This is a genomic window from uncultured Varibaculum sp., assembly GCF_902489465.1.
GTDB lineage: Bacteria > Actinomycetota > Actinomycetes > Actinomycetales > Actinomycetaceae > Varibaculum.
The window spans coordinates 26,336-36,467 of record NZ_CABTZZ010000008.1; the positions used below are offsets into that span (position 1 = coordinate 26,336).

9 protein-coding genes are annotated in these 10,132 nt (G+C 52.1%); all 9 read left to right on the plus strand.

Annotated features, from left to right (window positions below; translation table 11 throughout):
• The 9 genes from dinB (at position 1) to murD (ending at position 10,130) form a co-directional block, all read left to right on the plus strand.
• Positions 1–1,254: a DNA polymerase IV gene (dinB, locus tag RDM26_RS02765; protein ID WP_307737520.1), complete on the plus strand. Its 1,254-nt coding sequence runs from the start codon at positions 1–3 to the stop codon at positions 1,252–1,254.
• 56 nt (positions 1,255–1,310) lie between these two features.
• On the plus strand, positions 1,311–1,733 hold the full coding sequence (locus tag RDM26_RS02770; RefSeq protein WP_307737521.1) for a DUF3040 domain-containing protein: 423 nt from the start codon (positions 1,311–1,313) through the stop codon (positions 1,731–1,733).
• 361 nt (positions 1,734–2,094) lie between these two features.
• Complete coding sequence (gene mraZ / locus RDM26_RS02775) at positions 2,095–2,526, plus strand: division/cell wall cluster transcriptional repressor MraZ (RefSeq protein WP_307737522.1); 432 nt, start codon at positions 2,095–2,097, stop codon at positions 2,524–2,526.
• Between the two features lie 120 nt (positions 2,527–2,646).
• A complete protein-coding gene (gene rsmH, locus RDM26_RS02780; RefSeq protein WP_307737523.1) occupies positions 2,647–3,642 on the plus strand; it encodes a 16S rRNA (cytosine(1402)-N(4))-methyltransferase RsmH in 996 nt (331 codons plus the stop codon).
• The gene (locus RDM26_RS02785; protein WP_307737524.1) at positions 3,635–4,057 is read left to right on the plus strand and encodes a hypothetical protein; all 423 of its coding nucleotides are present in this window, start codon (positions 3,635–3,637) and stop codon (positions 4,055–4,057) included. Before rsmH ends, RDM26_RS02785 begins: the two co-directional genes overlap by 8 nt.
• 12 nt (positions 4,058–4,069) lie before the next feature.
• A complete protein-coding gene (locus tag RDM26_RS02790; protein ID WP_307737525.1) occupies positions 4,070–6,013 on the plus strand; it encodes a penicillin-binding transpeptidase domain-containing protein in 1,944 nt (647 codons plus the stop codon).
• A gap of 39 nt (positions 6,014–6,052) precedes the next feature.
• A complete protein-coding gene (gene murF / locus RDM26_RS02795) occupies positions 6,053–7,582 on the plus strand; it encodes a Mur ligase family protein (RefSeq protein WP_307737526.1) in 1,530 nt (509 codons plus the stop codon).
• Positions 7,582–8,694, plus strand: a complete 1,113-nt coding sequence (gene mraY, locus RDM26_RS02800) for a phospho-N-acetylmuramoyl-pentapeptide-transferase (RefSeq protein WP_307737527.1) — start codon at positions 7,582–7,584, stop codon at positions 8,692–8,694. Before murF ends, mraY begins: the two co-directional genes overlap by 1 nt.
• Complete coding sequence (murD, locus tag RDM26_RS02805; protein ID WP_307737528.1) at positions 8,691–10,130, plus strand: UDP-N-acetylmuramoyl-L-alanine--D-glutamate ligase; 1,440 nt, start codon at positions 8,691–8,693, stop codon at positions 10,128–10,130. The genes mraY and murD overlap by 4 nt, the downstream gene beginning before the upstream one ends.
• Positions 10,131–10,132 lie beyond the last annotated feature (2 nt).

Consider the following 10,132-nt stretch of genomic DNA (forward strand, 5'->3'; position numbering starts at 1 on the left):
GTGAGTAAAGCTCCACAGTCTGCCGCCGCCAAAAAAGATTGGGGCACCGATGATAGCGGAACCAATATTCTGCATGTCGACATGGATGCTTTTTTCGTGGAGGCCGAGATTCTGCGCAATCCTACCTTACGGGGCAAACCGGTAATCGTAGGAGGCAAAAGCAATCGCGGAGTGGTTTCTTCGGCTTCCTATGAAGCCAGGGCGCACGGTGTACATGCGGCGATGCCAGTTTCTCAGGCCAAGCGACTGTGTCCCCAAGCGATAGTGGTCGCCTCCGGGCATGGATACTATTCGCAGCTGTCTAAGAAAGTCATGAGAATTCTGGGGGAAATCACCCCGGTAATGGAACAAATATCGATTGACGAGGCTTTCTTAGAGGTCTCTGGAGCGCGCCGGAGACTAGGAACCCCTTTAGAGATAGCTCACCTGCTGCGTAAACGGATCCGGGAAGAACTTTTTTTACCGGCCTCGGTAGGAATCGGGGGCAATAAATTAGTTGCAAAAATTGCCTCTGCCCATGCCAAACCAGATGGGGTGCTACTGGTACCTGCGGACAAAACTAAGGATTTTTTGCAGATTTTGCCGGTGGGCGCCATCCCGGGGATCGGAGCTGCAGCAGGCGCCAAACTTGAGCGAAAAGGAATCGAAACCGTGGGGCAACTGACCACTTTAAGTATTTCCCAATTGAATTCCCTATTTGGGAAAGCCTTAGGAGTGCGTCTTTACCAGCTATGTCGGGGGCAAGATTCGCGCCGAGTAGATGCAGGCAGCAAAGAAAAATCCATCGGAACCGAGATTACTTTCGCGCTCGACGTCCATTCGCGAGAAACTATTGCGGCAACTTTACTGGATCAAGCGCACCAATGCGCGGCACGGCTACGCGCCAATGATCTTTTAGCCGGCAATGTCACCATTAAAATACGAGCCGCCGATTTTCGTACCTGGACTCGTTCCCACACTCTGCGCCAGCCCACCGATGTTGCGCGCGAGATTGCGCGTCAAGCCTTGGACTTATTCGCGAAAGAGCATGTGCCAAAGGGAGGAATCCGTCTGGTAGGAGTCACTACCAAAGAACTAATCTCTGCCACTTCGGGGGTGCAGCTGGCGTGGGGGAGTGATACTCGCGGACGCGCCACGGAAATAGCGATGGATAGGATTCACCAGAAATTTGGTGCTTCTTCCCTGCGTCCGGCTACGCTAGTTACGCCCGAGAAGAACTCGAGGGCGTCAAGTTATGAAACTGAGTCTGACTGAACTAGGTTTTTGTTTTATGCTGGAAGAAGCATTGACGCGGAAAGGAGAGAACTAACGTGGGACTATCTGAAAAAGAAAAACAGATTCTCGCAGATATGGAACGCCAATTCTCTGATGTCCGCGTGGCTGAAGCTCCGACTGCTAAAAGCGCTGGGGCAGAAAAGTCGCAAAAATTGAACTTTTCTCCCAAGCTGGTCGCTACCATGACGCTCCTAGTCCTGCTGGGGATTGCGCTGCTGATCGTGGGGATATCGGTATGGACAATCTCTAAGTTTTTAGCGATAGCCGTAGCGGTCGCCGGGTTTATAGTGGTACTTTTTGCAGTGACTTTACCGATGAATTCACGGTTTTCAAGCTTCGGAGTAAATCCCAACAAAACTGCAACTAGTAACCGGTCTGCGGCAAATAGGGCGGGCTCGAAGCGCTCGTTTAAGCAGCGTCAGGAAGATAAATGGGATCGCCGCAACGGCGAGCGTTAACTAGCTAAGTTTCCATTCGTATAGGTTAAGCTTTCATTCATATTAAATCTCGCAATTATGTTGCTCAAAAACATCTGAGACGCTTATTGATGTTTTTGCGCCCCTTTGGGCAGTGGAAGGTCGCCGCCCTTGCAGCGATCGGTAGGTTTTTACTCTTTTCCGGTTTTTAAGGATCAGCTCTCGTAATTCCGGTTACGAATAAGCAGAATCAGATTTTTCACTCCACTTTGATTGGAATTAATCCACGCAGGTAAAACTAGTAATTTCCGCAATTGTATTTCTAGAAACCCCAATATTACGCGCCAAAGTGGAGAAAAATGGGGTAAAGTGGAGCTATCTGGTTGGAAAGGAGGTGGCGCCCATGTTTTTAGGTTCCTATGAACCCAAAATGGACGATAAAGGACGCTTGATTCTTCCAGCCAAATTCCGGGATCAACTGGCGGGTGGATTAGTAATCACTCGAGGTCAAGATCGTTGTCTCTATGTTTTTCCTGCAGCCGAGTTTGAACGGATGTACCAGGAACTACGCCGGGCTCCACTTTCCTCCCGTCAAGGTCGCGACTACGTCCGAGTCATGCTTTCCGGTGCTTCTGATGAAATCCCGGATAAACAAGGTCGGATCGTGATTCCACCCCAACTTCGCGCCTATGCAGATCTCGGTAAGCAGCTCGCGGTAATCGGCGCCGGATCCCGAGTGGAGATCTGGAACGGCCAGGCTTGGAACCAATATTTAACCGAGCAGGAAGAAGCCTTCGCTCAAACCGGAGAGGAAGTGATTCCCGGAATGTTCTAGCTTGGAGAGCCTGGCCTCTTCCCGAATGCTCTGATGCCTCTTCCCCGGTAGCAGATCGTCGGGGAGAGCCCTGGTTTTCCACAAAATTCTCCCACCTGTCCCAACTTCCAAAAGGAAACCATGTTCCCAAACACTGTTTTTACTCATCAGCCGGTGCTAGCTGCACGCTGCATCGAGCTTTTGGGGCAGGGGATTGAGCAAGCCGGAAAACAAGGACGCGCCCTGGTAATCGATGGCACTTTGGGGCTAGGAGGACATAGCGAGCTTATTTTGCAGACCTACCCCGAGGTGCATTTGATCGGCATTGACCGGGACAAACAGGCGCTCGCGAAAGCCAGTAGGCGTCTGGGTGAATACTCTTCTCGGTTTAGGGCGATACATGCAACCTACGATGCGATTGGGCAAGTGGCGGCGGCATATCATGACGAGGATTATCCCTTAAGTGGCATATTGATGGATCTGGGAGTTTCTTCCCTACAGCTCGATGACGCAGCGCGTGGTTTTAGCTATGCCCGCGATACCGATCTAGATATGCGCATGGATCAAAGTGGCGGTAAAACTGCGGCAGACTTGTTGAAAGAACTTTCTGCCAGCGAGCTTACAAAAATATTGCGGGAGGCAGGAGAAGAGAAGTTCGCTTCTCGCATTGCCCGGAAAATAGTAAAAACCCGAGAGAAAACTCCGCTTACTTCCTCTGCGCAGTTAGTAGAGATCGTGCGGGACGCCATCCCCGCTCCGGCGCGTCGGGCCGGGGGTAACCCTGCCAAGAGAACCTTCCAGGCATTACGGATAGCAGTAAATCAAGAGTTAAGCATCCTCAAACGAGCGATCCCTGCCGCCCTGGAAAGTCTGGCACCTGGTGGAGTGATGGTGGTGGAAGCTTACCAATCCCTAGAAGACCGGATAGTTAAACAGGCATTTTCGCAGGTATCGACCTCGACGAATCTAGAGGGGATCCCTATAGATGAGCCAAAAGCTTTCCAGTTGCTCATCAATGGAGCCGAAAAGGCCGGAGAAACCGAAATATCCAATAATCCTCGTGCCGCATCGGTGCGGTTACGGGCGATTACCAAGTTAAGTGAGCCCGCAGAAAGGATCCGGGAATACCATGTCTAATTCCGCCGCCCTCAGACAGACATCGCCCACTCGGCGTCGGCCGGTTCGCGCCGGAAATGCGGCTCGCTTACGAGTTGTGGGCGACGAGCAGACACTTAAAAAACGCTCTCCCCTGATGGCGAAAATTGTGGCTGCTGCTCTACTTTTAGTCGCCCTGATTGTTTCCCCGATGCTGATCAATACCCAATTGGCGGTAATTTCTTACCAGATTCATGACGACCAGGTGGAATTAGCGCAAGTACAAGAAGATAACCAACGGGTGCAGTCCCAGGTCAATTTAAAGTCTAGTCCCGAGAAAGTACGTAAAGCTGCCCTGGATGCCGGGTATGTCCCGGCAGGAGAGACCGGATACGTTACCCTAAAAACAAGCAAGATCGAAGGGGGAACTCCTCCAGTTCCGGTAGCTAAGGAATAATAGGCGTCTATGGTGGGAAAGAAGCGAAGGGAATCGCCGGCGAAGGGCGCTTCTTTGGTAAAACAGAAAACTCTTTCTGACCAGGGAGATTCGCGAAAGCGTGCGGGGAGAGATTTCATTTCTAAGGGGAGCGTAAACAGCCGAGGAGCAAGTAAGGTAGCAGGCAAACGCGGCAGGCTGCTACTGGTGATAGTCGTTTTTCTACTGGTGCTGTGTAGCGCTAGGTTATTCGATCTACAGGTAGTGCAAGCCCCCGCTCTTGCTGACGAGGCCAGGCAGGCACGAACTGTTTCCGCCGAGATCGTTTCCAAGCGAGGAGACATTGTAGATAGGAAAGGGACAGTGCTCGCCACCTCGATCGAGGTTTATAACGTGTCTGTTAACCAGATATTGGTCAAAGATTATGTGCATCATGAGATCGTTTCCCCTGACGGCAAGATAGTTACTGATAAAAGTAAACTTCGCGACCCTCGTAATCAAAAGAAAGTAATCGGAACCGGAGCCGCCGAAGCTGCCCGGCAATTGGCGCCAATTCTGGAGATGAACCCGGCTGTGCTCGGGGGGAAAATGGTGGGAAGCAGAGGCTTCGTCTACCTGGCTAAGAATGTTAGCGCCGAGAAATGGCGGAAGATCCGAAAACTAAAAATCGATGGTATCGATGGGGAACTACGTTACCAGCGGCAATACCCTAATGGTGCCACTGCCTCCTCGATTTTAGGTTTCACCGATTTTGAGCAAGTTGGGCGGGCCGGTATTGAGGCCACGCAAAATAAACAGCTGGCGGGAGTTCCGGGCAAGCGGGTGGCAGAGATATCTCCTTCCGGGCAGGTAATCCCGGGGGGAGCCGATGTTCTAAAGGCAGCTACACCAGGCAAAACTGTCCGCTTAACGATTGATGCGGATCTGCAGAACACTGCGGAAAGTTTGGTAAATAAACAGGTTGCAGATTTTGGGGCAGCTTGGGGAACCGCGATCGTGCAGCGGGTAGGCACCGGTCAGATTTTAGCTTTGGCAGACTCTGGTAACGAACCTCCCGAGCAAGTCCGCAAGCGAACCTCGGGAACCACGGGATCGCGGGCGGTGCAATACACTTACGAACCGGGATCTAGCGGCAAACTGGTAACTTTTGCTACTGCCTTGGAACAAAAGAAAATCACCCCATTAACCCCGGTGAACTCGTCAGATAAGATTACTATCGCCGGTCAGTCGTTTAGAGATTCCCATTCCCACTCCACCAAGAGATTAACTGCCTCCGGGGTATTGGCCGAATCTTCTAACACCGGAACAGTTCAAATTGGACAAATGGTTACTGATCAGCAGCGATATCAAATGATGAAATCTTTGGGATTGGGGCAAAAAACGGGCATTGAAATGCCGGGTGAGTCAGCAGGAATAATTGGTAGCCCGAAGAGTTGGGATGCCCGTCAGCGGATGACCACTATGTTTGGTCAGGGGATGGCTTGTACGCCGCTACAAATGTCGGCGCTGATTTCTACTATCGCTAACCATGGGGTGTATGTTGCCCCGCGGATGATTTCCGAATATGAAGATTCCCAGGGAATTCCCGAAAAGGCAAAAGTTCCGGCAGCTGCGCAAAAGTTAGATCAGAACGCAGCTGCCACGCTGGTGCGGATGATGGAGTCGGTAACCAGTGATGAAGGAACTGCAAAGAAAGCACAGATTCCTGGTTATCGAAGCGCTGGTAAAACTGGTACCAGTGAAATTATTTCTGGCGGGGGAGGTTCGCGGGGGGTAGTTGCCTCTTTTATTGGTTTAGCACCCGCGGAGAATCCGGAGATCGCAGTGTCAGTAATTATCTACCAGCCAAAATCAGGAATTTATGGCGGGGTAGTAGCCGGGCCAGTATTTTCGCAGGTAGCGGCGCAGGCGTTAACCTTGCTGGATGTTCCGCCTTCCAGCACCAAGCCGCAGCTTTATCCGATTGAAGCTCACTAGATATCCTTAGAAAGAGAACTTTTTAATAGGAGCAGACAAATGTGGACACTAGGTTGGATTGCTGAAGCCCTCAACCGGACGTGCAAAAAATCAGACACTATTATCGCCGGGCGGGTAGTTACTGATTCTCGTGAGGTTACGCCAGGAGATTTATATGTAGCCCGCGTCGGGGAAAACTCTGATGGACATGACTACCTGGAAAACGCCTTGCGGGCAGGGGCAGCTGCTGCCCTAGTGGAACGGAAAGAACCGGCTGAACAGGTAGGTATTCCCTATGTGCAAGTTCCGGAAGCCACCCGCGCTCTCGGATGGTTAGCACACTGTCATTTAGCGGCTTTGCGGCGCAAAGGCCACGGAAGAAGACCAGTTTGTATCGGGATCACCGGCTCAGCCGGTAAAACTACCACCAAAGATTTACTGGCCAGCTTGTTGCAGCTAAAAGGTCAGGTAATAGCGCCTGAGAAGTCCTATAACAATGAGGTCGGGGTGCCGTTAACCATTTTGCGCGCCGATGAAGCTACAGATTTTTTGGTTCTGGAAATGGGTGCTTCCGGACCGGGACATCTGGCGCTGCTAACCGAAATTGCCCCTTTAGATATGGCGATTGAGCTCATGGTAGGACATGCGCATTTGGGGGGATTTGGCAGTGTTGAGGGACTGGCTCAAGCCAAAGCAGAACTTCTTTGGGGCTTAAGAAACTATGAGGGCAATCGCTATTGGCCATTAAGTACGCCAGCACAGCAAGCTCGCCTAGTTTTTGAGCAAGATGGTTACCCTAAGGATCCGCCGGTCGGGGATACGCCGCCCTCGCTAGCCATCTTGAACTGTGGGGATGAAAAGGTACGGCAAATGGCTTCCGGAGCGCAGATTCGTTACTTCGGAGAACTTAAACCAGAGAGAACCGGGCGAGAAACTGAGGCCAAGGGAGTTTATGCCTCCCAAGTTACAGTAGGTGGCGATGGGCGACCCACATTCTGGATGACCCGCGGGATAGAAACTCTCAAAGTGAAGTTAGGGCTGGTAGGGCGCCATAACGTGGCTAACGCCTTGGCAGCAGTTACCGCCGCCACCGAGTTGGGGGTTTCCCTTGACGAGGCTGCGCGCGTCCTCGAAAATGCCCGTCCCTTGTCGCAGCACCGCCTTGACGTGCAGGAAATTGGATCTGATATTACGGTGATCGATGATTCCTATAACGCCAATTTGGATTCTATGCGCTCGGGGATCAACACCTTAAAGACCCTGACGCAAGCTAAAGGAAAAGGGAGAGCGGTGGCCATCTTGGGGGAAATGCTAGAGCTGGGAGCAGATTCCGAGAATCACCACCGCCTGGTGGGTAAGGCCTGTATCGAAGCGGGAATAGAGGTAGTTGTTACCGTGGGTCAACAAGCAACCCCGATTTACCAGACTGTTTTAGACCACGCCGAAGCTCAACACTGCGAAAACGCCGAGGAGGCACTTAGAGTGGTTAGGCAGGTTCTAGCTCCCGGCGATACGGTATTAGTTAAGGGCTCAAACGGATCTGGGGTCTGGAAAATTGCAGAAGCCTTAACAGGAGGTAGCGACAGCTAATGGTGCCTTTAGGAATAGCGCTATTAACCTCCCTAGTAATATCACTGGCAGGAACGCCGGTACTGATTCGGGTATTGCGCAAACACCAGTATGGCCAGTTCATTCGGAAAGATGGTCCCACGGCACATTACACTAAGCGCGGTACTCCCACTATGGGGGGACTGGTCATCATTTTGGCGACTGTTTGCGGTTGGGTAGTAGCGCACATTGCTTCATGGACATTTCCCTCGCCCTCGGGTTGGCTGTTGATGCTACTGATAGTGGGACTAGGACTCATCGGGTTCTTAGATGACTACATTAAAATCTCGCGTCAACGCTCCTTAGGGCTAACTCCCTGGGCAAAGATTGTCGGGCAACTGGCAGTGGGAACCACTTTCGGAGTCTTGGCACTGCTGTTTCCCCGCCGAGATGAAACCGGGATTGCTATCACCCCGGCCTCTACCAAGATTTCAGTGGTACGCGACGTTAGTGGATTAGATTTAGCGTTCGCCGGAACCGTAGTGGCGTTTATTCTATTTGCGCTGTGGTCTAACTTTTTGATTGCGGCCTGGTCAAACGGGGTAAATCTCACCGATGGATTAGATGGTTTAGCCGCAGGGGCTTGCCTATTTGCTTTCGGAGCCTACACCGGGGTGGCTACTTGGCAGTATTATCAACGCTGCCCGCTGCAGGATGTGGCACCCCAAGTTGCTTCCGCCTGTTATGAGGTGCGGGATCCGGCAGATTTGGCGATCATCTCGCTGGCGATTGTAGGTGCCTGCTTTGGTTTCCTTTGGTGGAACACTTCGCCTGCTCAGATTTTCATGGGGGATACCGGTTCATTAGCTTTGGGGGGAGCTTTCGCAGGGCTATCAATTCTGACTCGTACCGAATTCCTGGCCGTAATCATCGGCGGATTATTTGTTCTAATCGTGATGTCAGATGTGATCCAGGTGGGGGTATTTAAACTTACTCGAAAACGGGTCTTTAAAATGGCGCCCTTGCATCACCACTTCGAGTTAAAAGGGTGGAAAGAAGTAACGATTGTGGTTAGGTTCTGGATTATTGCCGGACTGTTCGCGATCATAGGCGTTGCCTTGTTCTACGCAGAATGGGTGGTTGCAATCAAGTGACAAACCAAAACTGGGCAGGCCGATCTATCTGCATTATCGGTTTGGGATCATCGGGCAGAGCCTGTTGTGAAGTGCTTTCTACCCTGGGCGCTAAAGTATCTGGGATTGATGGCCAAGAGGAAGCAGTTGCCGCCTGCGGTAAGGACTACCCGCATGCGCAGTTCTTCCAGGGACAGGGGGACAGCTGGGAAGATATTCTCGACCAGATCGATCCCTCCCTGCTGGTGGTTAGTCCCGGGGTGCCTCCGCGACATAGCGCGTTCGCTTGGGCGCAAAAACACCAGGTAGAACTGTGGGGAGAGGTAGAACTAGCTTGGCAGATCCAAAAAACCGCTACTTCCCGCCCGGATACCCCGTGGCTTGCAATTACCGGTACCAACGGGAAAACCACCACGGTTTCGATGACCCAGTCGATTTTGCAGGCTGCCGGTTATCAGGCACTAGCGGTCGGAAACGTAGGTTCCCCGGTAGTGTTGGCAGCTGCCCAGGCTAAAGCCCAAGTGTTAGCGGTAGAGCTCTCCAGCTTCCAGCTTTACACCACTAAAACAGTATCGCCACTGGCTGCAGTCTGTTTAAATATTGATGCAGATCATCTGGATTGGCATGGGAGCGAAGCAGCATATGTTGCGGCAAAAGCTCGAGTCTATGAACGGGCTCAAAAAGCCGTCCTCTACAATCAGCAAGATTCCCGCACCTTAGATTTAGCATTAGCTGCCGAGGTCACCGCAGGCTGTCGGGCGATCGGTTTTACTACTGGTACCCCCGATATTTTTCAGTTGGGCATAGTAGAAAATATGCTGATCGATCGTGCCTATAGCGCAAATCCCTATAAAGAGGCAGTGGCACTTGTGGGGATGGGCGATTTTCACTATTACCACGCCGAGCCGGGGATTACGGTGCTGCAAGATGCATTAGCTGCAGCAGGTCTCACCAGAGCCTTAGGGGTTGATCCCGAGGCCGTGCGTGACGGAATCCGCAGCTTCATCCCGCAGGCGCATCGAAGAGCCATCGTAGGTCAGGCGGCGCAGGTCACTTGGATTGATGATTCCAAAGCCACCAACACCCATGCCGCGGCTGCTTCTTTGTCGGGAATGCCCCCTGCCTCAGTGGTTTGGATAGCTGGCGGGGATGCCAAGGGACAATCTTTTAATCAGTTAGTTACCGATATCGCTGCTACTTTACGTGGAGTAGTGCTTATCGGGGAAGATCGCTCCGCTTTGCGTCAGGCATTGGCACAGCACGCTCCTAATGTTCCAGTAGTCGAAGTTACCGCCCATGAAGACATGATGTTCTCGGTGGTAAACGAAGCAGTCGCACTTTCCCGGCCGGGAGACAAAGTTATTTTGGCGCCTGCCTGTGCCTCCTGGGACCAGTTCGCAAACTATTCGCAGCGTGGGGAGGCTTTCGCAAATGCCGTGTCCCGTTTGGAGGGATAGGG

Excerpts from the sequence above, each read along its gene's own strand:
- mraZ (WP_307737522.1), top strand. The coding sequence starts at position 2,095 with ATGTTTTTAGGTTCCTATGAACCCAAAATGGACGATAAAGGACGCTTG.
- rsmH (WP_307737523.1), top strand. The coding sequence starts at position 2,647 with ATGTTCCCAAACACTGTTTTTACTCATCAGCCGGTGCTAGCTGCACGC.
- RDM26_RS02785 (WP_307737524.1), top strand. The coding sequence starts at position 3,635 with ATGTCTAATTCCGCCGCCCTCAGACAGACATCGCCCACTCGGCGTCGG.
- murF (WP_307737526.1), top strand. The coding sequence starts at position 6,053 with ATGTGGACACTAGGTTGGATTGCTGAAGCCCTCAACCGGACGTGCAAA.
- mraY (WP_307737527.1), top strand. The coding sequence starts at position 7,582 with ATGGTGCCTTTAGGAATAGCGCTATTAACCTCCCTAGTAATATCACTG.